The sequence below is a fragment of the Kitasatospora sp. MBT66 genome, assembly GCF_000710405.2.
Taxonomy (GTDB): Bacteria; Actinomycetota; Actinomycetes; order Streptomycetales; family Streptomycetaceae; genus Kitasatospora; species Kitasatospora purpeofusca.
Window position 1 is genome coordinate 57,442 of record NZ_JAIY01000003.1, and the last position, 21,964, is coordinate 79,405.

The 21,964-nt window shown below is 73.5% G+C and carries 18 protein-coding genes and 1 pseudogene; 15 read left to right on the forward strand and 4 right to left on the reverse strand.

The window, feature by feature from the left end; genetic code table 11:
• Window positions 1-235, forward strand: a pseudogene (locus BI06_RS52830) (hypothetical protein); the annotation flags it as partial.
• A gap of 54 nt (window positions 236-289) precedes the next feature.
• Window positions 290-865, forward strand: a complete 576-nt coding sequence (locus tag BI06_RS02265) for a TerD family protein (protein WP_030391715.1) — start codon at window positions 290-292, stop codon at window positions 863-865.
• A gap of 177 nt (window positions 866-1,042) precedes the next feature.
• On the opposite strand, the gene BI06_RS02270 is transcribed toward BI06_RS02265, so the two are convergent.
• A complete protein-coding gene (locus tag BI06_RS02270) occupies window positions 1,043-2,308 on the reverse strand; it encodes an FAD-dependent monooxygenase (RefSeq protein WP_043464620.1) in 1,266 nt (421 codons plus the stop codon).
• Window positions 2,309-2,546: 238 nt separating this feature from the next.
• Between BI06_RS02270 and BI06_RS02275 the strand changes: the two genes are divergently transcribed.
• The 3 genes from BI06_RS02275 to BI06_RS02285 all read left to right on the forward strand — a co-directional run bounded on the left by BI06_RS02275 (window position 2,547) and on the right by BI06_RS02285 (window position 6,182).
• Window positions 2,547-4,598 carry an NADPH-dependent 2,4-dienoyl-CoA reductase gene (locus tag BI06_RS02275; protein WP_043464624.1) on the forward strand — a complete coding sequence of 684 codons (2,052 nt, stop codon included), beginning with the start codon at window positions 2,547-2,549 and terminating at the stop codon, window positions 4,596-4,598.
• A 145-nt stretch (window positions 4,599-4,743) separates the two neighbouring features.
• Window positions 4,744-5,343 (forward strand): PadR family transcriptional regulator, encoded by a 600-nt coding sequence (locus tag BI06_RS02280; RefSeq protein WP_051740137.1) that lies wholly within the window; start codon window positions 4,744-4,746, stop codon window positions 5,341-5,343.
• A 92-nt stretch (window positions 5,344-5,435) separates the two neighbouring features.
• Window positions 5,436-6,182, forward strand: coding sequence for a hypothetical protein (locus tag BI06_RS02285; protein ID WP_043464627.1), 747 nt, complete (start codon window positions 5,436-5,438; stop codon window positions 6,180-6,182).
• A gap of 76 nt (window positions 6,183-6,258) precedes the next feature.
• Here BI06_RS02285 and BI06_RS02290 read toward each other — a convergent pair whose 3' ends face one another.
• Window positions 6,259-6,789 carry an RICIN domain-containing protein gene (locus BI06_RS02290; RefSeq protein ID WP_043464631.1) on the reverse strand — a complete coding sequence of 177 codons (531 nt, stop codon included), beginning with the start codon at window positions 6,787-6,789 and terminating at the stop codon, window positions 6,259-6,261.
• Between the two features lie 302 nt (window positions 6,790-7,091).
• On the opposite strand from BI06_RS02290, the gene BI06_RS02295 reads away from it, so the two are divergent.
• Together BI06_RS02295 and BI06_RS02300 are read left to right on the forward strand one after the other, a co-directional pair.
• On the forward strand, window positions 7,092-8,120 hold the full coding sequence (locus BI06_RS02295; RefSeq protein WP_043464634.1) for a helix-turn-helix transcriptional regulator: 1,029 nt from the start codon (window positions 7,092-7,094) through the stop codon (window positions 8,118-8,120).
• A gap of 211 nt (window positions 8,121-8,331) precedes the next feature.
• Window positions 8,332-8,784 (forward strand): hypothetical protein, encoded by a 453-nt coding sequence (locus BI06_RS02300; protein WP_149030239.1) that lies wholly within the window; start codon window positions 8,332-8,334, stop codon window positions 8,782-8,784.
• A 125-nt stretch (window positions 8,785-8,909) separates the two neighbouring features.
• On the opposite strand, the gene BI06_RS02305 is transcribed toward BI06_RS02300, so the two are convergent.
• The gene (locus BI06_RS02305) at window positions 8,910-9,698 is read right to left on the reverse strand and encodes an NAD(P)H-dependent oxidoreductase (RefSeq protein WP_043464639.1); all 789 of its coding nucleotides are present in this window, start codon (window positions 9,696-9,698) and stop codon (window positions 8,910-8,912) included.
• Window positions 9,699-9,795: 97 nt separating this feature from the next.
• On the opposite strand from BI06_RS02305, the gene BI06_RS02310 reads away from it, so the two are divergent.
• Entirely contained in the window at window positions 9,796-10,665 is an 870-nt protein-coding gene (locus tag BI06_RS02310) for a helix-turn-helix transcriptional regulator (RefSeq protein ID WP_051740138.1), read from the forward strand.
• An 863-nt stretch (window positions 10,666-11,528) separates the two neighbouring features.
• Complete coding sequence (locus BI06_RS02315; RefSeq protein ID WP_051740139.1) at window positions 11,529-12,170, forward strand: hypothetical protein; 642 nt, start codon at window positions 11,529-11,531, stop codon at window positions 12,168-12,170.
• On the opposite strand, the gene BI06_RS02320 is transcribed toward BI06_RS02315, so the two are convergent.
• Window positions 12,115-12,981 (reverse strand): helix-turn-helix transcriptional regulator, encoded by an 867-nt coding sequence (locus tag BI06_RS02320; protein WP_051740140.1) that lies wholly within the window; start codon window positions 12,979-12,981, stop codon window positions 12,115-12,117. The two genes, BI06_RS02315 and BI06_RS02320, sit on opposite strands and share 56 nt — an antisense overlap.
• Before the next feature lie 597 nt (window positions 12,982-13,578).
• On the opposite strand from BI06_RS02320, the gene BI06_RS02325 reads away from it, so the two are divergent.
• From BI06_RS02325 to BI06_RS02350, 6 genes are all read left to right on the forward strand, one after another.
• Window positions 13,579-14,358 (forward strand): alpha/beta fold hydrolase, encoded by a 780-nt coding sequence (locus BI06_RS02325; RefSeq protein ID WP_030391727.1) that lies wholly within the window; start codon window positions 13,579-13,581, stop codon window positions 14,356-14,358.
• Between the two features lie 148 nt (window positions 14,359-14,506).
• On the forward strand, window positions 14,507-15,199 hold the full coding sequence (locus tag BI06_RS02330; protein ID WP_030391728.1) for a type 1 glutamine amidotransferase domain-containing protein: 693 nt from the start codon (window positions 14,507-14,509) through the stop codon (window positions 15,197-15,199).
• Window positions 15,200-15,389: 190 nt separating this feature from the next.
• Window positions 15,390-16,091, forward strand: a complete 702-nt coding sequence (locus BI06_RS02335) for a phosphoribosylanthranilate isomerase (RefSeq protein WP_043464643.1) — start codon at window positions 15,390-15,392, stop codon at window positions 16,089-16,091.
• Window positions 16,091-16,771, forward strand: a complete 681-nt coding sequence (gene upp, locus BI06_RS02340; protein WP_051740141.1) for a uracil phosphoribosyltransferase — start codon at window positions 16,091-16,093, stop codon at window positions 16,769-16,771. Before BI06_RS02335 ends, upp begins: the two co-directional genes overlap by 1 nt.
• 161 nt (window positions 16,772-16,932) lie before the next feature.
• The gene (locus tag BI06_RS02345) at window positions 16,933-17,610 is read left to right on the forward strand and encodes an NAD(P)H-dependent oxidoreductase (RefSeq protein ID WP_030391731.1); all 678 of its coding nucleotides are present in this window, start codon (window positions 16,933-16,935) and stop codon (window positions 17,608-17,610) included.
• Between the two features lie 158 nt (window positions 17,611-17,768).
• Window positions 17,769-21,959 carry an amino acid adenylation domain-containing protein gene (locus tag BI06_RS02350; RefSeq protein WP_043464647.1) on the forward strand — a complete coding sequence of 1,397 codons (4,191 nt, stop codon included), beginning with the start codon at window positions 17,769-17,771 and terminating at the stop codon, window positions 21,957-21,959.
• The last annotated feature ends 5 nt before the right edge of the window (window positions 21,960-21,964 follow it).

Sequence of the window (21,964 nt, forward strand, 5' to 3'; positions counted from 1 at the left end):
CGACGGGCTGGTGCGACGACCCGAACCGCCGGTGCGGCGACCGTTGGTGGCGTACACCAGGACCAGGCCGGACGCGCTGACGACGGCGTTCGTCGAGCTGCTGTCCCGTCGGGTCCGGCTGCTGCCCGACAACGCGGCCGGTGGAGCGACCGGTGGAGCGGATGGCGGGACGACCGGCGGGGCAAAGGGGGGAACGGCCGGATCGGCGGATGTGCCGACCGACGGATTCTCGTGATCTCTACAGTGCTGTAGATTCGTTTGGCAGGGAGAGCAACCGAGGAGGGCAATCGTGGGAGTTTCGCTGGCCAAGGGCGGCAACGTCTCGCTGACCAAGGAGGCGCCGGGCCTGACGGCCGTCATCGTCGGACTCGGCTGGGACGTCCGCACCACCACCGGCGCCGACTACGACCTGGACGCGAGCGCGCTGCTCTGCAACGCGCACGGCAAGGTGGTCTCGGACCAGCACTTCGTCTTCTTCAACAACTTGCGCAGCCCGGACGGTTCGGTCGAGCACAGCGGCGACAACCTGACCGGTGGCGGCGACGGCGACGACGAGCAGATCAAGGTCGACCTGGCCGGTGTCCCGGTCGACGTGGCCAAGGTGGTCTTCCCGGTGTCGATCTACGACGCCGACGCCCGGTTCCAGAGCTTCGGTCAGGTGCGCAACGCCTTCATCCGGATCGTCAACCAGGCCAACGGCCAGGAGCTGGCCCGGTACGACCTCACCGAGGACGCCTCCACCGAGACGGCGATGGTCTTCGGTGAGCTGTACCGCAACGGCGCCGAGTGGAAGTTCCGCGCGATCGGCCAGGGTTACGCCTCCGGCCTGCGCGGCATCGCGACCGACTACGGCGTCAACGTCTGACGGCGGGCACCCGGGGCGCCGGTAGCACGTGAACGGGCCACTTCAACGGGCCGTTTCAACGGGCCGGTTGAACGAGCCACGTGAACGGGCCGGTTGAACCGGCCACGTGAGCAGGCCACGTGAACGGGCCACCGGGCGGTCGACTGAGCGGGTCGCCGCCCGGTGGCCGACCTGCGGTCAACGGCCCTCGGGGACCTGGGGGTTCGACTTCCGCTCCAGCGCCAGCCCGCCGAACCCGCCCGAGGCACCCAGTTGGTCGCGCCACCACGCGGCCATCGCCGGCCCGTCCACGCCCGACCAGTCCGGCGCCCCGGTGACCTGTGCCCGCCCGAGCCGGCGACTGAGCTCCACCAGCGCCCGCCCCGCCGCGCCGCGCTCGCGGTCGTAGCCGGGCAGCAGGTCGGCCCAGCCCTCCGCCGCCCGCCAGGCGTCCTCGAAGGCGGACGCGTCCTGCAGCGCCTTCGCCGCGCCGCTGGTGGTGTGCGGGCGGACCAGTGTCGCGGCGTCCCCGGCGAGCAGCAGGCGGCCGGCGGTGCGGCGCGGGGTCTCCAGGTCGTGGATCGGCTGGAGCAGGATCCGCTCGACGGGCGTCAGGTCGACCACGCCGGCCCAGTACGGCGGCAGGACGCGCTCGGCGAGCGCGGACAGTTCGCCGCGGCGGGCGGCGTCCAGCGAGCCGACCGCGAAGCCGAGCGGGTCGGTGCCGCCGGCGGTCCGCAGCCAGTCGGGCGCGGGGGCGTAGAAGACCCAGTTCACCAGGGTGGCGCCGGGGGTCAGCCCGGGGATCCGGTAGAGCACGACCTGTCCGCCGGGGTAGCAGGCTGTGATCACCTCCGCCGCGGGCCACTGGGCCGCGCCACCCGGTAGCCGGTCGAGCAGCCGGGCGTCGAAGCTGCCGCGCCAGGCGACGTACCCGGCGTACTCGGCCCGGGCCTCCGGGCAGACGGCGGCGCGCACCACCGACCGGTGGCCGTCGGCGCCCACCACCAGGTCGTAGGGCTCGCGCCCGCCGACCGCCGTCTCCACCCAGGCCGGTCCGGCGAGGTCGGTGCCGCCGGCCGCCGTGACGGCCGTCCCGGGGCGGAACTCCACCCGCTCGGGGGTGCGTTCGCGCAGCCCCTGCCACAGCACGCCCCAGTGGAACGAGTGCATGGCCATCGACTGCACCCACAGCACCCGCCCGCGCGGGGCGCCCGCCGGGTCCTTGGCCACCCAGTGCCGGGTGGTGAGCGGATGGTGGCGGATGCCGTCGTCCAGGTGGCCCGCCAGGACCAGTTCGTCGTAGCGGTCCAGCAGGACGCACAGGCCCACCCCGCGGTCCTCCAGGTGCCCCGGGCTGCGCTCCAGCACGGTGACCCGCTCGGCCCCGCCCCGGGCCGCCGCCCGTGCGAAGGCGCAACCCGCGATGCTGCCGCCGACCACGGCGACCGATCCACCCCGCACGACCGCTCCCCCTCCTCGCCGGGGCGCCAGCGGCCCCGTCCGTCGTCCCGTCGACCATACGCCGTGGACTGACGGCCCGTCAGCGCAGTGTCCGAGGTGTTCCCTGGATCACTTATGCAACTGGTTGCATAGGGTGCTCGGGCTCGCCTACCGTGTGGTGGCCAGCCACCCCCTCCGCCCTCCCGACCACCGCCCCTCCCGACCACCGCCCCGCCCGCCCCCGCCAGGAGAAGCCGCGATGACGACGACCGCCAGCACCCCGCCGCCCTACCCGCACCTGCTGCGCCCGCTCGACCTCGGCTTCACCACCCTCCCCAACCGCGTGATCATGGGCTCCATGCACGTCGGCCTGGAGGAGGCCGAGAACGGCTTCGAGCGGATGGCCGCCTTCTACGCCGAACGCGCGCGCGGCGGCGTCGGCCTCATCGTCACCGGCGGCATCGCCCCCAACGAGGCCGGACGCCCCTGGGACGGCGGCGCCAAGCTCACCACCGAGGAGGAGGCGGACAAGCACCGCGTCGTCACCGACGCCGTGCACGCCGCCGGCGGCCGGATCGCGCTCCAGATCCTGCACTTCGGCCGCTACGCCTACCACCCCGCCCTGGTCGCCCCCAGCGCCGTGCAGGCCCCGATCAGCCCGTTCCCGCCCCGTGCCCTCACCGCCGACGAGGTCGAGGCCACGGTCGACGACTTCGCCCGCTGCGCCGAACTCGCCCGCCGCGCCGGTTACGACGGCGTCGAGATCATGGGCTCCGAGGGCTACCTGATCAACGAGTTCGTCGCCGCCGCCACCAACCACCGCGAGGACGACTGGGGCGGCAGCTACGAGAACCGGATGCGCTTCCCGGTCGAGATCGTCCGCCGGGTCCGGGAGCGGGTCGGACCGGATTTCATCCTGATCTACCGGCTCTCCATGCTCGACCTCGTCCCCGGCGGCTCCACCCTGGACGAGGTGGTCCGGCTCGCCAAGGCGGTCGAGGCGGCCGGCGCCACCATCATCAACACCGGCATCGGCTGGCACGAGGCGCGCATCCCCACCATCGCCACCTCGGTGCCGCGCGGCGCCTGGGCCTGGGTGACCGAGCGGGTCATGGGCTCGGTGTCCGTGCCGCTGGTCGCCACCAACCGGATCAACACCCCCGAGCTGGCCGAGCGGCTGCTCGCCGACGGCTGCGCCGACCTGGTCTCGCTCGCCCGCCCGCTGCTCGCCGACCCGGACTTCGTCGCCAAGGCCGCCGCGGGCCGCCCCGAGGCCGTCAACACCTGCATCGGCTGCAACCAGGCCTGCCTGGACCACACCTTCAGCGGGAGGATCACCTCCTGCCTGGTCAACCCGCGCGCCTGCCACGAGACCGAGCTGGTGCTCGCCCCGACCCGGCGGGCCAAGCGGGTCGGCGTCGTCGGCGCCGGACCGGCCGGCCTCGCCTGCGCCGTCACCGCCGCCGAGCGCGGCCACCGGGTCACCCTCTTCGACGCCGCCGCCGTCATCGGCGGGCAGCTCGACATCGCCCGCCGGATCCCGGGCAAGGAGGAGTTCGCGGAGACCCTGCGCTACTACCGCCACCGGCTGGAGGAGCTCGGCGTGGAGCTGCGGCTCGGCAGCTGGGTCGACGCGGCCGCGCTCGCCGCCGAGGGCTTCGACGAGGTCGTGCTCGCCACCGGCGTCAGCCCGCGCGTCCCCGACCCCGCCGACCTGCCGGGCGTCGACCACCCCAGCGTGCTCGGCTACCTCGACGTGCTGCGCGACGGGGCCGCCGTCGGCGAGCGGGTCGCGATCCTCGGCGCGGGCGGCATCGGCTTCGACGTCGCCGAGTTCCTCACCGACGCCGGCGACGCGCCCAGCCTCGACCCGGCCGTGCACCGCCGGCACTGGGGCATCGACGGGGACTACCGCGAGCGCGGCGGCCTCGCCCGCCCCGAGCGGCCCGAGCCGCCGCGCCGGGTCCACCTGTTCCAGCGCCGCACCACCAAGGTCGGCGCCGGACTGGGGAAGACCACCGGCTGGATCCACCGCACCGAGCTCAAGCACCGCGGCGTCGCCATGGTCGCCGGCGCGGGCTACGACCGGATCGACGACGCGGGCCTGCACTTCACCGTCGACGGCGAGCCGCAGCTGCTGCCGGTCGACACCGTGGTGCTGTGCACCGGCCAGGAGCCGCGCCGCGACCTGGACGCCGCCCTGCGCGCCCTGGGCGTCACCCCGCACCTGATCGGCGGCGCCGACGAGGCCGCCGAACTCGACGCCAAGCGCGCCGTCAAGCAGGGCACCGAGCTCGCCGCCGCCCTCTGACCCCGGGGCGCCGCCGCGGCCGCTCCCTCCGGGACGCCACCCCGCACGACCTGCCGCGAGCTGCCCCGCACGAGCCGGTTCCCCCGGGACGCCGCCCCGCACGAGCCCGCACCGGCCGTGCGGGGCGGCACCTAGGATCGGTGCCATGTCGCTGCCGCACGCCATCCTCACCGCCCTGCTGGAGCAGCCGTCCTCGGGGCTGGAGCTGACCCGGCGGTTCGACAGGTCGATCGGCTTCTTCTGGTCCGCCACCCACCAGCAGATCTACCGCGAGCTGGGCCGGCTGGAGACCACCGGGCTGATCCGGGCGCTCCCGCAGGCCGGTCCGGTGCGCGGGCAGAAGAAGGAGTACGAGGTACTGCCCGCCGGCCGGGCCGAACTGGCGCGGTGGACGGCCGCCGCCGACGACCCCCGGCCGATCCGCGACCCGCTGGTGCTGCGGCTGCGCGCCGCCGCCGTGGTCGGCACGGCCGGGCTCGAAGCCGAGCTGCGCCGCCATCTCGACCTGCACCGGGCGCAGTTGGCCCAGTACGAGGCGATCGGGCGGCGCGACTTCCCGGCCGGCGAGGAGGACGGGGCCGATCCGCTCCAGTACGCGGTGCTGCGGGCCGGTGTCGGGCTGGAGTCCTTCTGGGTGCGGTGGCTCGCGGAGACCGTCGAGAGCCTGCCGCCGGCACCGGGCGAGCCGCCGGCACCGGGCGAGCCGCCGGCAGAAGGCCCGGAAACCCGGGAAAACCGCTCCTGACCTGCACCTTCACACTCCGGGCGGGCGCTCCCCGGGGGCCGGTGGGACACTGGACGCCTGTCCCTCCGCGACCTCATCGATCGGGGGCCCGTATGTCCCTCCCGAGGCATCTCCGCGCGCTCACCGCGGCGGCCGTCGCCACCGTGCTCACCCTCGGCACCGCCCAGCTCGCGGCGGGAGCACCACCCGCGCCCACGTCCGCCTCCGCCGTCACGGTGGCGGCGCCTCTGCTGCCGACCGACGAGCAGCTCCGGGCGGCCCTGCTGACCGCCGCCGAGATCGGCCCCGACTTCACCGAGGTCCCGGCCGGCCCGGACTCCTCGCCGGAGGCGGGCGCCTCCCCGGTGGCCGGCTGCGACGCCCTGCGCGCGCTGCTGAACCGGGACCCGTCCGGCGCCTCCACCCAAGGACCGCACCAGGAAGTGCAGTTCGACGGACCGGACGGCACCCCGATGATCACCGAGTCCCTCAGCGCCGAGGAAGCGGCCCGGCTGGACGCCGACTTCGCCACCGTCGGCTCCGCGTTCGCCGACTGCCACAGCATCACCTTCACCGACAACACCGGCGCGGCCGTGACCTTCTCGGTGACCCCGATCGCCCTCGGCGACCGCGCCGGGGCCCCGGCCGTCCGCCTCGACGGCGACCTCGCCGGCGTCCGGCTCAACGGCTACCTCGGCATCGAGCGCCTCGGCGACGTCGCCCTCGCCTACGGGTTCTTCCAGCGCGACTCCGACGACTCCCAGCTCGCCTCGCTCTACTACCGCGCGGCCGTCGCCAAGGCCGAACGCACCCTGGGCGTCCAGGCGGGCGTCACGACGGCCCCGGGCTCCGCCGTCTGACCGCCGCCCGAGCCGTCCGACCGCCGCGGGGCGGCCCCGGTCGCGCCGGGACCGCCCCGCTCCGCCGGTGCCGGGCTCAGCGCAGCACCCACTGCTGGTAGGCGCTCTCCTGGCACTGCCACATGTTGACGTCGCGCCGGGCGCCGCCCGCCGAGTAGTAGTCCTGGAGGCACAGGCCGGACGCCACGTTCTTGAACACGACCGCGTTCGGGCCGTGCGGGAGCAGTTCCCAACGCTGGGTGGCGGCGCCGGAGCAGGCCCGCTGGATCACCGGGCTGTAGGTGTTGAGCGTGCTCGGTTCGAGACACAGGCCGGACTTCTGCACCCGCAGCTCGGTGGCCCCGTCGGCCCCGGTGTCCGACCAGAAGCGCTGGTTCGAGTCGTTCTTGCAGTCGAACTCCTGGAGCACCGCGCCCTCGGCGGTGGAGGCGCCGCGGATGTCCAGGCACTTGCCCTGGACCACGTTCACGTAGCTGTGCAGCACCGGCGCCGCCTGCGCGGGCGCGGCCAGCACGGTGGCGGCGGCGAGCACCGACCCGGCGACGACGCCGGAGCGGAGGGTGAAGCGGACGCCGGAGCGGACGGTGGACTGGCGGCTGGATCGCATGATCGGTGCACTCCCGGTCTGGTGACGGTCCGGACGCCCCGCAGCGGAGCGCCCCGGCCGCCAGTCTCGGCGTCCGGACGTGTTCGCCCCAAGACCCTTCGGGCTCCATCGAATTCGGGCGTGGCAATGTCCGTGACGTGCCACGAACCGGTCAGAGCCGGGCAACGCCCCCGTCCGGCCGGGCGCGTGCGCATACGGTGGACCCGAGGATGCGACGGGGGCCGGGCCGCCACCGCCACTGCCCAGCGCCACTGCCGGCGCCGTCGCTGCGCCTCGCCGGGGAAGCCGAGGGAAGGACCGGATTGCTGCGTATCCACTTCACCCACGACGACCTGACCAGGGTACGGATCGCGCGGGCACCCGACCCGCTCACGGAGACCGTACTGAGCCTGTCGCTGGTGCAGACCCGCGGGATGGGCGGCGTGGCACTGGAGGGGTGGCGCAGCATGACCCGCGGGCGCCTGCGCCCCGAACTGCGCCCGCTGTTCGAGCTGGCGACCTCGGCGGGTGCCAAGGAGGCACCGGAGGCGTTCCTGCACGCGGACACCGGCAGCCTGGTGGACAGCCTGGAGCAGACCTGGTCACTGCCCCGGCAGTTGTGGGCGGCGGACCTGTGCGCCCTGGAGTACCTGCGCCCGACGGCGCCCCGCTGGGTCCGCGAACTGTACCGGGGCGACCGCGAGTGGCGCGGCCTGGTGCAACGCAGGCTCCGCGAGTACCACGCCTTCGCGGTGGCGCCCTACTGGCCGCAGTTGCTGGCCGCCACCCACACCGAGCGCACCGCGCGGGCGCTGGCGGCCGCCGACACCGGACTGGACGGTCTGCTCGGCTCGCTGCACCCGGACGTCCGCTGGGAGTCACCGGTGCTGTCGCTGCCCTGTCCGATCGACGCCGACCTGACCCTGCGGGGTACCGGGATCGTCCTGGTGCCCACCTTCTTCTGGCCCGAGCCGCTCGCGCTGACGGACAACCGGGGCCCCGAGTACCCGATCGTGCTGCACTACCCGCTGGTCCGCGATCTGGCCACCTACCGGGCGGTCTGGGCGGCCGCCGCCCCGGCGGAGCCCGACGGCGCGCTCGTCGCGCTGCTCGGCGCCACCCGCGCCCGCACCCTCCGGGCGGCCGCCGACCCGGCGGGCACCGCCGAACTCGCGCGCCGCACCGGCACCTCGCCCGCCACCGCGAGCCACCACGCCACCGTCCTGCGCTCCGCCGGCCTGCTCACCACCGAACGCTCCGGCTCCGGCGTCCGCCACACCCTCACCCCGCTGGGCCAGGCCCTTCTCGACGACCGCCCGGTCCCGCCCGCCTCCGGCCCCGGGACGGCCTGACGGGTCGGCCCCTGTCGCGCGGGCGGCCCGGGGCGCCGGGCCTTCCGTCGCCGACGCCCCGCCCACGCGCGTCCGCCGGTGGTTTCCGGCCGACCGCTCGGCCGGGTGCCGCCTCAGCACTCGGCCGGTCGGCCGCCGCAGGTAGCCTGTCGACCCGCATCGATCGGCATCGACAGGGGCGACCGAGGTCCGCCCGGCGGGGGAGGGGACAGTGGGGAGCACGGCCGAGGAGGGCCCCGGCATACCGGATCCGGGGAGGCCCGGGCCCGGCCCGGTCCACCTGCCGGGGGACCCGACACCGGTGGGCGACCCGGTGCACGGGCCGGTGCGCGGCTGCCTGTCGGCGATCGGCCGGTTCCTCGGCGAACTGCTGGGGGAGCTGGTGCTCGGCACGCTGCTCGCGCTGCTGACCACCGCATCCCTCGCCGGTGTCTTCGTGCTGGCCGAACTCGCCCACCGCCGGGACCCGCTGCTCGCCTGCGCCCTGGGCGCCGTCGCCGTCCTGCTGCTGCTCCTCGGCGTGCGGCAGTTGCGCCGCCCGAGGGAGCGGCGCGGCCGCGTCGGCCGGATCCTGGCCGCCGGTACGGCCGGGTTCGGGGTGTGGCTGCTGGCCTGCGTCGGCTACGCCTCGCTGCGCGAAGCCCTGGACCTCGCGACCTTCTGACGCGACCGGCCCTCCGACGCGACCGGCCTCCTGACCCGGCCGGCCCCCCGACGCGACCGGTCCCCGGGGGCGCCGGTCGACCCCTGTACGGTCGGCGCCCCCGGGGGCCGGGGACTGGTGTGCGCTCAGCGCCGGTGGAGCGAGAGGCCGGTGGTGCCGGTCCGCTCCACGCCCTCCTGCAGGCGCATGTCGCGTCCGTAGTCGCCGCCGTCCAGGCGGCGGAACGGGACCGGCTCCTCGGTGAACAGGGCGTCCAGGCGCTGTCCGTAGGCTTCCGCGGCGGCCTCGAACTCCTCGGCCGACAGGCCCTCCGACCGGTACACGGCGAACGGTTCGAGGGCCGCGATGCCGCTGAACCAGAACACCCCGTGCTGCAGCGGGAACAGCAGGTCCGCCAGCGGCCCGTGCGCGCCCCGGTCGGTGAACGCGGACTCGCGGCCCCCGACGCTCACCGCGAGCAGGCCGCGCTTGCCGCCCAACGCGCCCTCGCTGTACGGCGGGGGGACGTCCGGGCCGTGCGCGAAGCCGAAGGTCAGCACCCGGTCGATCCAGCCCTTGAGGATCGCGGGTGCCGAGAACCACCACAGCGGGAACTGGAACACCACCGCGTCGGCCCGGCGCAGCTTCTCCTGCTCGGCGGCGATGTCGGCCGAGAGCCGCCCCGTGCGGGTGGCCTGGTCCTGGGCGCCGAGTACCCCGAGGCGGGTGCCCGCCGGGTGGTCGGGGAAGTCGTCGGCGTCGAGGGCGGCGTGCCACTTCATCGCGTACAGGTCGGAGACCTCCACCTCGTGCCCGGCGGCGCGCAGCCGGGTGACTGCGAAGTCGCCCAGCGCGGCGGTGAGCGAGCGGGGTTCGGGGTGGGCGGTGACGACGAGGACGCGCCGGGGCCGCTGCTGCGGGGTGTGGTTGCTCATGGCTCCACCCTCGCCGGGGCGGCGGGTCGCAGCCAGGTCCCTGCTGTTCCGGCGGACTCCGGATCCTGGTAACGGGAGGGCCACCATACTGGAGCGTATGGAGACCACCGCCGCCGCTCGTGCCGCCGTTCCCCGCCCCGCCCTGGGGGAGTTCCTGCGGGCCCGCCGGGCCCGGGTCGCACCGGAGCTGGTCGGGCTGACGGCCGGTGGACGGCGGCGGGTGCGCGGGCTGCGCCGTGAGGAGCTGGCGCAGTTGGCCGGGATCAGTGTCGACTACTACGTCCGGCTGGAACAGGGGCGGTCCACCCAGCCGTCGTTCGAGGTGCTGGAGGCGCTGGCCCGGACCCTGGGCCTGTCGGCGGCGGAACGCCGCCATCTGGACACCCTGGCGGGCTCCCGTCGGCTGCCGCCGCCGGCGCCCCGGGTGAGTCCGCTGCTGCGCGGCATGCTGGACGCCCTGGGCGCGGGGATGCCGGCCTTCGTGACCGACCACCGGCTCGACGTGGTGGCCTGGAACCCGCTGGGCGCCGAACTCATCGGCGGCCTGGGGGAGTCGGGGGGCCGACGGGACCGCAACCAGGCCCGCTTCCTGTTCCTGGACCCCGCCGCCCGCACCGTCCACCCGGAGTGGTCGGACCGGGCCGCCGAGGCGGTCGGCCAGCTGCGGGCCTCGGCGGGCACCTGGCCGGACGATGCGGAGCTGACCGGTCTGATCGCCGAACTGTCGGCGGCGAGCCCGGAGTTCCGCCGGATCTGGGACTCCGGCGAGGTGATGAACTGCACCTCGGGCCACAAGCGGCTGCACCACCCGGTCACCGGGACCCTGTCGCTGGACTTCGAGGCCCTGCACGTCCCGGCCGCGCCGGGCGAGACCGGTCTCGTGGTGCACGTCTTCTCGCCGGGGCCGGACGCGGGCGCCGCCGCGGCCCTGGCCCGGCTGGGCGGGGCGGTGGACGCGGGGCACTGAGGGGCCGGCCTCCGGGGCGCCGAGGGCCCACCACCTGCGGCGCCGAGGGGCCACCGCCTCCCGCGCCACCGCTACGGCGAATCCGGCGGATCGATCACGACTTGATCCGGGCCCTGTCCCAGGCCGCGCCGGTCGGGCCCCGGAGCCGGGCCGCCGCGCGGCCGCGCCGTGCGCGGTGCTGCGGGCGGCCTCGCCCGGTACCGCGCGACAACGCATGACGTCGGACGATGCCGGAGGGGCGGACGGGCGGCCCGGGTCCGGTGTCGCCGGGCCGGGCGCGGGCGGTCCGGCCGGGTCCGGATTTCGCCGCCCGATGGCTGGTGAGTTTCGGCCAGATGTCGTAAACCATGCACCATGGTGGTTGTCCGAGATTTATCGTAGCCTCGGCACGCTCGCACCTCGGTAACGCCGGGCTGGGGGTCGGCCGGCGCCCCTCGGGAGGGAGCACTATCAGACAGGCATGAACGGGGGGCATCGGAATCGTGCCTTGCGCGCCGGGTCGCTGTGAACATCGTGGACCCGGCGGTCGCAGGAAGCGGGGGATTCCGGGCCGACAACCTGCCCGTAAGGGCGGACTTCAGGGCCCGAGGACTCGACGGCGAACTGCTGCGACCGATAGATATATATCATCGGGTCGCGCTCGTCGCATATCCAAGAGCGAATTTTTGAGCGATTCCGAACGTTTCCGCGTGCCTTTGCGACGACTTTATGAGCCGTGCACAGAAGGGGGAATGTAGAATGCGCAGAGTAGGCTACTTACACACCCGGTGCCAAATTCTGGAAAGAGGGATCGGCGGTACGGGATCCCCGAAATGAGCGGGGCTCCTCGCCGCGGTCACGACGCGCCCGGAATTCTCTCCGGGATGTACCGGCACCGAGGTGCGGGACTGCTGCACCTCCAGGCCGAGCAGGACGGCGAGCGCCTCGTCGCCTCCATGCCCCTCCCGGACCCCTTCGACCTCGACCGCCTGGTCGGGAACCTCGCGGAGGCCAGCGGCCGGCACATCGTGCTGCGCCCGATCCCGGCGGCCCATCTGACCGGGCTCGACGGCACCTGCGGCCTCCTGGTGAAGCACGACACCCGCCCGGTCGACCTGATCCTCCACCGCGAGGGCCGGTCGCTCTCCCACGAGGTGGAGTTGAAGGTCCATCAGCTGGTGCACCTGTGGGCCGGCGACGGCACCGGCCTGGTCGGCCCGCCCGACGTCCTGCGGGCGCGCGGGATGGCACCGGTCGGAGGGATCCCGGCGACGGCCAGGTCCCTGAAGCGGGACGCCTTCATCGAGCTGCGCGCCGACCACGCGGCCCGGTTGATCAGTCGCCGGCGCGAGCGCGGACCGGCGTCGGGGACCGACCGCCGGGCGTCCTCCGCAGCCGCAGCCAGCTCCGGGGCCGGGGCCGGGGCGGAGCCATCGGGCCGGGAGGCCCGGCAGGCGGCGGCCGAACGCCTCACTCCGGGCGCCCGTTCCCGCCCTCTCCCAAGATCTCCGCCATCGTCCCGCTGATGAAGTCCCGGAGCTGGTCCCAGGATTCCTTCGGCAGGTCCTGGCCCGCGCCGCGCGCGGCCATCACGGTGAACCTGTCGCGCACGGCCCGGGTGGACAGGATCAGCGCGTCCACCTCCGGATCGTCCTGCCGGAAGTAGACCGGCGGCACGTCGAGGGCGAGCGCCAGGGCGTCGAGCGCCGCGTCCGCCGGCTCGGCGACCTCACCCGCCCGCAGCGAGCGGACCAGCTCCTCGGTGAGCGCGGCGGAGCCGCTCCTGCGGTTGCCCTCGGCCGCGAGGTGCGCGTCGGAGGGCGCCACCCCGCCGTACACCTCGGTGCGCAGCGACTCCAGCTTCCGTGCCACCCGGGCGCCCTCGGCCGAGGGTTCCGCCGCGGGCTCCTCGGCCTGGCCGAAGGAGCGCCGCTGCGCCGCGAGCAGTTCGGCCCGGGTCACCCCGTAGGCGGCGGCCAGGGCCGTCACCGCCTGCTCGGAGAGCGGTCGTCTGCCCTGTTCGGCGGCCCGCACCGGCATGGGGGAGGCGGTGTTGGTGTGGCGCGCGGTGTCCGCCTGGGTCATCCCGGCGTCGCACCGGAGGTCGGCGAGATTCGGTGATTCGCCGCGCGGAAAGAGCTCGTCCAGGTCGGTGTCCAGGAATGCGGCGATCGTCGGCAAACGCTCCGGCGGGGGAGCTGCCAGGCCGTTCTCCCAGCGATAGACGGCGTTCACTTTCACATGAAGCCCGGCCGCCAGCGTGGCCTGCGACATTCCTTTGACGACGCGGAGGTTGCGCAGCTTATTGCCGTCGAACAAGCGGTCGGGCACGGGCATACTCCACTGGATGGGGTCTGAAAGAATGATAGTGCCCAGGCAGCGGAAGATCCCGACATCCGGGGCATCGGCATGAGCTCGTGACCGCGACCGGAGTTCTGTGCGGCCGTCGGAGGCGAACTCCCACCTTTGCCTGATGTCCGTTTTGCTAAGCTTTATTGCTTTTCGCGCGCATTTGTCGCGCACCTTTGCGCGCTACGCGTCGGGCGTCGGATCACTCGAAGGTGATCTGCAAGCTTGACCGGATCGCTGGAAGTAGATAAATTCTACTTCGAGTGATCGAGGGAGTGGGGGCCGAAGGGCGCCTCTTTCCCGTACTCCGGCATGTCGTGTCCGCGTCGTCATTGGCCCCGCGCTTCGTCGTGCGGACCCGCACCATCCGTCCGGCCGCCCCTGTGGCGAAGTCGGCCGGCGTTGTCGAAATCCTGCGCAGCCGCATCCCGCGGAACCCGGCGGCCTGCTCCCATGCGAATCCGGTGGGGCCGGCGGAATTCTCCGTGCGAATTTCCGTACGCATGCCCGCACCACATTTTCCGATTCCCCGGTCAGGGTCTGTCGGGGTATTCCTTTCCGCATCGTCACAGGAGGCGATCCGTCATGCCCACGATCTCCGTCGGAAACTCGCGCGTCCACTACACCGTGACCGGCGAGGGGCCCGCCCTGGTCCTGGTGCACGGTGTGGGCAAGGGGGGTCAGGTCACCTTCGGGCACCTCGTGGAGGACTTCGCCCGCCGCAACACCGTCATCCTGCCGGAGCTCTCCGGCAGCGAGACCGCCGAGGACGACGGCACGCCGCTGACCGTCGAGCAGCTCGCCGACGAGGTCGCCGCCGTGATCGAGCACGCCGGCCTCGGCCCGGTGGACCTGGTGGGCTTCTCGCTCGGCGGGGCCGTCGTCGCCGCCACCGCCGCGCTGCACCCCGGGCTGGTGCGCCGCCTGGTGCCGATCGGCGGCCTGGTGAAGTCGGACCTCTACATCGAGAACCTGATCGGCCTGACGCTCAGTCAGAAGCACGACGCCAAGGCCTTCGGCCGCGTCCTGAGCACCACCGCCTTCAGCCCGCGCTACATCCGCACCCGGCCGAGCCTGAGCGACGTCGAGAACCTCGGCTCCGAGCTGAGCCCGTCCAACGGCCGCATCCGCCAGCTGGAGCTGCTGGTCCAGGTCGACATCCGCGACATCGTCGGCAAGGTCGAGGCCGAGACCCTGGTGCTGGCCCCGTACCCGGACGCCGCCGTGCCCGCCGAGCACTCCCGCGAGCTGGCGGCCGCGATCCCGAACTCCAGCTACACCGAGATCGACAGCGGCCACATGGTGATCTTCGAGCGGCCGGACGAACTCGTGCAGCTGATCCAGGACTTCATCCACCGGGCCTGATCCTCCACCCGCAGCCACCCGGCCCCGCAGCCACCAGGCCCCGGAAGCGCCCGGCCCCGGCACCGGCCGGGGCCGGCCACCCGCCCGGGGCCCGACCACCCCGTCCGACCACCCGCGGAGCAACTCCGCAGCGACTCCAGGAGGAACCATGGCCAAGATCCTGCTCGCCGTCAGCAGTCACGACACCTTGGGCGACACCGGCAACCGGACGGGCTACAGCGTCTCGGAGGCGGCCCACCCCTACAACGTCTTCGTCGGTGCCGGCCACGAGGTCGACTTCGTCTCGGTGCGCGGCGGCGAGCCGCCGGCCGTGGTCTTCCCGGGCGAGGAGGACGACCCCGAGATCGTCGGCTTCCTGGCCGACGAGACCGTCAAGGCCAAGCTGGTGGCGACCCGCCGGGCGGCCGAGGTCGACCCCGCCGAGTACGCGGCGATCTTCTACGTCGGCGGCCACGGCGCCATGTGGGACTTCCCGGACTCGCCGGACCTGGCCCGGATCGCCATGGACATCCACGGCCGGGGCGGCGTCGTCTCCGCCGTCTGCCACGGCCCGGCCGCGCTGGTCAACCTGCGGCTGCCGGACGGCACCCTCCTGGTGAGCGGCAAGCGGGTCGCCTCCTTCAGCAATGAGGAGGAGGACTCCCTCGGCCTGGTCGAGGTCATGCCGTTCCTGCTGGAGGACCGGCTGAAGGAGTCGGGCGCGCTGCACACCAAGGCGCCCGTCTACCAGGCCCACACCCAGAGCGACGGCCGGGTCGTCACGGGGCAGAACCCCGCCTCCGCCGCCCCGGTGGCCCGCCTCGTCGTCGCCGAGATCGCCAAGGCCGCCGAAGCCCGCTGACCCGGGCGCGCCGACCCGGGTCCGCTCACCCGGCCCCGCTCCGCAGCGCACCCGCCGTGCCGCCCCGCAGCGCACCCGCCGGGCCCGCCCCGCAACGCGGCCCCGCGCCACCACCGCCGTCCCCGGACGGCTCCCGAAAACCGTCGCAGACCGGCCCCGGCCAGGACCGCCGGGGCCAGAGGAGGCAGACATGTACGGACTGATCCAGGTCGCGGGCATCATCGACCAGGCCGAGGCCGATCTGATCATCGAGGAGGGCGCCGACTGGCTCGGCTTCGCCCTGCGCCTGCCGGCCAAGAACGAGGACCTCTCGGAGGCCGACGCCGCCGCCATCGTCAAGGCGATCCAGCCCGGCAACAAGGGCGTCATCATCACCTACCTGACCCAGGCCGACGAGATCGCCGAGTTCTGCGCCGAGATCGGCGTGAGCGCGATCCAGCTGCACGGCGACGTGACCCCGGCCGAGCTGAGCCGGCTGCGCACCCTCGCCCCGGACCTCTACGTGCTCAAGAGCCTGGTGGTGAAGTCGGACAACATCGACGAGCTGCGCACCATCGTCGAGACCTCCGCCGAGTGGGTCGACATGTTCATCACCGACAGTTTCAACCCGGCCACCGGCGCCAAGGGCGCGACCGGCCTGACCCACGACTGGTCGGTCAGCGCCGAGCTGGTCCGGATCTCCCCCAAGCCGCTGATGATGGCGGGCGGGCTCACGCCGGAGAACGTCGCGGCCGCCATCGAGGCCGTCCGCCCCGCCGCCGTGGACGCCCACACCGGCCTGGAGGACAAGGCCACCCGGCGCAAGGACCGGCAGAAGGTGCGCACCTTCGTCCAGGAGGCCCGCGCGGCCTTCGCCCGGGTCGCCGCGGAGGACGGCCGGAGCGCCTCCTGATGGCCACCGGGACCGAGCCGCTGCGGGGCGTGACCCGGGTGACCCACCTGGTGCCCCAGACCAACCGCCTGCGGGCCCTGCACGCGGTCGTCCGCGACCGCGACGCCCGCCGGGAGGACTTCGTCCTCTCCGCCAACCGGATCATCCGCGGCCTGCTGGACGCCGCGCTGGACCTGCTGCCCTACGAGGCGCGCGACGTCCGCACCCCGGTCGGGCAGGTCTACCACGGCCTGTCGCCGGCCACCCCGGTCTACGGCGTGTCCGTCGCCCGGGCCGGGGACAGCATGGAGTCCGAACTGCGGGTGATGGCACCGGAGACCAGGCTGGGCAAGATCCTGATCCAGCGGGACAAGGTCACCAAGCTCCCGCGCCTGTACTACGCGGCGCTGCCGGCCGGGATCGGCGGGGGCCATGTGCTGCTGCTCGACCCGATGCTCGCCACCGGCGGCACCGCGCTGGCCGCGATCGGGGTGCTGCTCGACCACGGCGTGCCGGAGGAGCACATCCTCTTCGTGAACCTGCTCTCCGCCCCGGAGGGGATCCGGGCCGTGCACGACCGCCACCCCGGGGTGCGGATCGTGACCTCCTCGATCGAGGAGCGGCTCAACGAGAACGCGTTCATGGTGCCCGGCATCGGCGACTTCGGCGACCGCTACTTCGGGACCGACGTCCCCGCCTGAGACCCTCCCCACCCGCCGGGGCGGGCGGGGTCCGGGATCCGTAACCCCGCGACCCCACCGCTCCGGCCCCCGCAGCCGCTGCCACCACCGCCTGTTGCCGTCAAAGCCGTTGTCACCAAAGCCTGTTGCCACCACCGCCACCGACCCTGAGGAGCACCACCGTGTCCACCGCCGACACCTCCGCGCCGACGAGGATCTCGATCGTCTACTACTCGGGCACCGGCAACGTCCACAAGCTCGCCCTGGCCGCCGAGGAGGCCGCCACCAAGGCCGGCGCCGTGGCCCGGCTGCGCCGGGTCCCCGAGTACGTCGAGGCTTCCCTGGCCCCGGAGTTCACCGAGTGGACCGAGGCCTGGCAGGAGAACGCCGCGGCGATCGCGGCCGTCCCCACCGCCTCCGTCGACGACCTCGCCTGGGCCGACGTGATCCTGCTCGGCGGCCCCGGCCGGTTCGGGATGATCGCCGCCCCGCTCAAGCACTTCATCGAGCTCGCCTGGCCGCTGAACGCCCGCGGCGGCCTGCAGGGCAAGGTGATGGCCTCCTTCACCTCCACCGGCGCCCCGCACGGCGGCCAGGAGGCGACGATCCTCTCGCTCAACGCCGTCTTCTACCACTGGGGCGGGATCATCGTGCCGCCCGGCGTCACCGACGAGATCATGACGGCCCCCAGCAACGGCAACCCCTACGGCGTCAGTTCGGTCTCCGGCCGGCAGGCGGTTCCGGGCCGGCTGGCGGAGAACGTCACCGAGGACAACCTCGCCGCCCTCGCGTACCAGACCCGCCGGATGCTCGACGTCGCCGACGCGCTGCGCAGGGGACGGGCCGCCGCGGACCGCTGAGCCGCCCGCCCCGCACCCCGGGACGCCAGGAAGTCAGGACACCAGGACACCAGGACACCAGGAAGTCAGCACACCAGCACGCCAGGACACCGGGACGCCGGAGCGCCAGGACACCAGGAAAGCCGGACACCAGGACACCCGTACACCAGGGGGACCAGATGACTGCCCATGCGTCGGGCCGAGGCCCGGCCGACCACCCGTTACTGCCCGAACTGCTCCTGCGCACCGCCGCCGAACGCCCCGACGACCCGGCGGTGATCGGCGGCGACCGGCGGCTGAGCTTCGCCGAACTGGTCCGCCGGAGCCTGGGACTGGCCGGGCACCTGCGGGGCCTCGGAGTTACCGCGGACCAGTGCGTGGGGCTGTTCGTCGAGCCCTCCACCGAGGTGCTGACCGGTGCCTGGGCGATCCTCCTCGCGGGCGGCGCCTATCTGCCGCTGGCCCCGGAGTACCCGGAGGAGCGCCTGCGCTTCATGATCGAGCACTCCGGCGTCAAGGTGATCGTCGCCCAGGACCGGCTGGTCGAGCGGCTGACCGCGCTGGCGCCCGCCGGCACCCTGGTCGTCCGCGCCGAGGACGAGCACCCGCCGGCGCCGGTGGTCCTGCCCGGCCCCGCCCCCGACGCGCTGGCCTACGTCATCTACACCTCGGGCAGCACCGGCCGGCCCAAGGGCGTGATGATCGAGCACCGCAGCATCGCCCACCAGATGGCCTGGCTGCGCGCGGCCCACGGCCTCGACCGGACCCGGGTCGTGCTGCAGAAGACGCCGATCAGCTTCGACGCCGCCCAGTGGGAGATCCTCGCCCCGGCGGTCGGCGCCACCGTCGTGGTCGGCGGGGCCGGCATCCACCGGGACACCGAGCGGCTGGTCGCAGCGGTCAAGGAGCACGGCGTCACCACCGTCCAGTGCGTGCCGACGCTGCTCCAGGCCCTGCTGGAGACCGAGGAGTTGGAGTCCTGCCATACGCTGGAGCAGGTCTTCACCGGTGGTGAGGCGCTCTCCAGAACCCTGGCCGGGACCTTCCTGGAGTCCCTGCCGGGCCGCGAGTTGGTCAACCTCTACGGTCCGACCGAGTGCACCATCAACTCCTCCTCCTTCGTGGTGACCAAGTCCTCCGTCGGCGACGGCCCCAACTCGGTCTCCATCGGCGCCCCGGTCGACGGCACCGAGTACCGGATCCTGGGCCGCGACGGCGCCGAACTCGGCGTCGGCGAGATCGGCGAACTCTCCATCGGCGGCGTCCAGGTGGCGCGCGGCTACCTGCACCGGCCGGACCTGACCGAGCAGCGCTTCACCGAGGACCCCGACGGCGGGGGGCGGTTCTTCCGCACCGGCGACCTCGCCTACTGGAACGCCGACGGCACCGTCCAGTTCACCGGCCGCGCCGACAACCAGGTGAAGCTGCGCGGCTTCCGGGTGGAGCTGGACGAGATCAGGCTCGCCATCGAGACCCACGACTGGGTCCGGCACGCGGCGGTGCTGGTCAAGGACGACCCGAGGACGGGCTTCCAGAACCTGATCGCCTGCGTCGAGCTCGACCCGAGGGAGGCCGCCCTGATGGACCAGGGCAGCCACGGCGCGCACCACCAGTCCAAGGAGAGCAAGCTCCAGGTCAAGGCGCAGCTGTCCAACCCGGGGGTGCGGACCTCGGCCGAGCTGGCCGGCCTGCCCTCCGTCGACCTGCCCGGCCGCACGGCCACCGAGGCGCAGCGCGCCCTCGCCTTCGCCCGCAAGACCTACCGCTTCTACGAGGGCGAGGCGCCGGTCTCGGAGCGCGACCTGCTGGCACTGCTGGCCCGCCGCCCGGCCGCCGCCGGTCGTTCGCGGCCGCTCGCAGAACTGGACACCGGGACGCTCGGCGAGATCCTGCGCCACCTCGGGCAGCACCTGAGCCCGGAGCGGCTGCTCCCCAAGTACGCCTACGCCTCGCCCGGTTCGCTCTACGCGACGCAGGTGTACCTGGAGATCACCGGCTTCCCCGGCATCCGGCCGGGCATCCACTACCACCACCCGATCGACCACCGCCTCGTCCTGGTCTCCGCAGCACCGGCAGCGCCGGCAGCGGGGACAGCGCCCGCAGCACCGGCGGGCCCCGCAGCGCCCGCGCCGCGTCTGATACCCGGACCGCGCAGGGCCCCCGACGACACGGCCGCCACCGCGGCCCCCCGGATCCGGATGCACTTCCTCGGCCGCCGCGGCGCCATCGAGCCGGTCTACAGGACGAACATCACCGAGGTCCTGGAGATCGAGACCGGCCACATCGTCGGCCTCCTCGAGGAGGTCCTCCCGGCCTACGGCCTCGACATCGGGCCCGCCCCCTTCACCCCGGAGGTCAAGTCCCGGCTGGGGGTCGCCGACCAGGACCACTACCTCGGCAGCTTCGACTGGACGCCCTGGCGCGGACCGCGCGAGGACCGGGACCTCGACCTGTTCGTCCAGGTCCACCCCGGCAAGGGCGTGGACCTCCCGGCCGGGCAGTACCTGCACGAGGACGGCCGGCTGAGCCTGGTCTCTCCGGACCTCGTGCTGCGCAAGCAGGTCATCGCGATCAACCAGGCCGTCTACGGCCGGGCGTCGTTCGGGGTCACCGTGATCAGCCGCAGTCCGCAGCGGTGGCGGCGCTACATCGACCTGGGCCGGGTGGCGCAGCGGCTGTCGCTGAACGACCTCGACCTCGGTTTCATGTCCTCCGGCTACAGCTCGCGCGGCGGGGACGACCTGCCCTCGGCCCGGCGGTTCGACGGCATCCTGCGCGAGCTGGGCCGCCCGGGCGGCGCCTCCTACTTCTTCCTCGGCGGCCGGGTCAGCCGTGAGCAGCGGCGGCACGAGGGCATGCGGGAGGACGCGGTCCACATGCGCGGTCCGGCCGAGCTGATCCGCGACGACCTGGTCGACTACCTGCCGGACTACATGATCCCGAACAAGGTCGTGGTGCTCGACGCGCTGCCGACCACCGCCAACGGCAAGATCGACCTCAAGGCGCTGGCCGTCTCGGACCGGGTCGTCGCGGGGGCCGCCGACCGGCCCTTCGTGGCTCCCAGGGACGAGACCGAGCGCCGGGTGGCCGTGCTGTGGCAGGAGGTGATGAAGCAGGAGAGCGTCTCCGCGCAGGACGACTTCTTCGCCTGCGGCGGCAATTCGCTGCTGGCCGTCACCCTGGTCAACCGGATCAACCGGGCGTTCGGGGCGGCGCTGCCGCTGGAGGTGGTGTTCACCTCGCCGACGGTGGAGGGCCTGGCCCGCCGGCTCTCCGGCGGTCCGGCGGAGCGCACCTCGCGCCTGGTGCCGCTGACCGGCTCGGGTTCCGCCTCACCGGCGACGGCCGGACGTCCGGTCTTCTGCTGGCCCGGCCTGGGCGGCTACCCGATGAACCTGCGGCTGCTGGCCGAACGCCTCGGCACCGAGCGGCCGTTCCTCGGGGTGCAGGCCCACGGCGTCAACCCGGGCGAGGTCCCGTACCCGACGATCCGGGAGATGGCGGCCGAGGACGTCCGGGCGCTGCTGGAGGTCCAGCCCGAGGGCCCGTACACCCTGTGGGGCTACTCCTTCGGGGCCCGGGTGGCCTTCGAGGCCGCGTACCAGCTGGAGCAGGCCGGCCACCCGGTCGACCACGTGTTCCTGATCGCCCCCGGATCGCCCAAGGTCCGCACCACCGGGACCCGTCCCGAGGAGCGGACCGCCAACTACACCAGCCGGGCCTTCGTGGCGATCCTGCTCTCGGTCTTCACCGGCACGATCGACAGTCCGCTGCTGGAGCGCTGCCTCGCGGTGGCCCGGGACGACGAGAGCTTCGCCCGTTTCGTCGGCGAGGGCATCCCCGGCCTGGACCCGGACCTGGTGCGCCGGATCGTCCGGATCGTGGGGACGACCTTCGAGTTCAACTACACCTTCCGCGAACTGCGGGAGCGCCGGGTCTCGGCACCCATCACCGTCTTCAAGGCGCGGGGGGACGAGTACTCGTTCCTCGACGGCAGCAGCGGGTACTCCGCCGAGCCGCCGACCGTCGTCGAGCTGACGGCCGACCACTACTCCCTGCTCCGGGCGCCGGACGTCGACGAGCTGGTGACGGCCGTCCACCGCCGCCTGCACCTCCGGAAGGACACCGTGATGCCGCACGTCAACATCAAGCACTTCCCGATGGAACTCAGCGACACCCAGCAGGCCGAGCTGCTGGCGGCGGTGACCAAGGCGGTCACCGACGCCTTCGGCTGCGAGGAGGGCGTGGTGTCGATCGCGGTCGAGTCGATCGCCGAGGAGAACTGGACCGAGCAGGTCTACATCCCGGAGATCGTCAACCGCCGGGACATCCTCGGCAAGGTTCCCGACTACCGCCCCGACGCGCTCTGATGGGG

Excerpts from the sequence above, each read along its gene's own strand:
- upp (WP_051740141.1), top strand. The coding sequence starts at position 16,091 with ATGGCCACCGGGACCGAGCCGCTGCGGGGCGTGACCCGGGTGACCCAC.
- BI06_RS02320 (WP_051740140.1), bottom strand. The coding sequence starts at position 12,981 with ATGCCCGTGCCCGACCGCTTGTTCGACGGCAATAAGCTGCGCAACCTC.
- BI06_RS02285 (WP_043464627.1), top strand. The coding sequence starts at position 5,436 with ATGTCCCTCCCGAGGCATCTCCGCGCGCTCACCGCGGCGGCCGTCGCC.
- BI06_RS02305 (WP_043464639.1), bottom strand. The coding sequence starts at position 9,698 with ATGAGCAACCACACCCCGCAGCAGCGGCCCCGGCGCGTCCTCGTCGTC.
- BI06_RS02330 (WP_030391728.1), top strand. The coding sequence starts at position 14,507 with ATGGCCAAGATCCTGCTCGCCGTCAGCAGTCACGACACCTTGGGCGAC.
- BI06_RS02350 (WP_043464647.1), top strand. The coding sequence starts at position 17,769 with ATGACTGCCCATGCGTCGGGCCGAGGCCCGGCCGACCACCCGTTACTG.
- BI06_RS02325 (WP_030391727.1), top strand. The coding sequence starts at position 13,579 with ATGCCCACGATCTCCGTCGGAAACTCGCGCGTCCACTACACCGTGACC.
- BI06_RS02280 (WP_051740137.1), top strand. The coding sequence starts at position 4,744 with ATGTCGCTGCCGCACGCCATCCTCACCGCCCTGCTGGAGCAGCCGTCC.
- BI06_RS02310 (WP_051740138.1), top strand. The coding sequence starts at position 9,796 with ATGGAGACCACCGCCGCCGCTCGTGCCGCCGTTCCCCGCCCCGCCCTG.
- BI06_RS02315 (WP_051740139.1), top strand. The coding sequence starts at position 11,529 with ATGTACCGGCACCGAGGTGCGGGACTGCTGCACCTCCAGGCCGAGCAG.
- BI06_RS02335 (WP_043464643.1), top strand. The coding sequence starts at position 15,390 with ATGTACGGACTGATCCAGGTCGCGGGCATCATCGACCAGGCCGAGGCC.
- BI06_RS02290 (WP_043464631.1), bottom strand. The coding sequence starts at position 6,789 with ATGCGATCCAGCCGCCAGTCCACCGTCCGCTCCGGCGTCCGCTTCACC.
- BI06_RS02275 (WP_043464624.1), top strand. The coding sequence starts at position 2,547 with ATGACGACGACCGCCAGCACCCCGCCGCCCTACCCGCACCTGCTGCGC.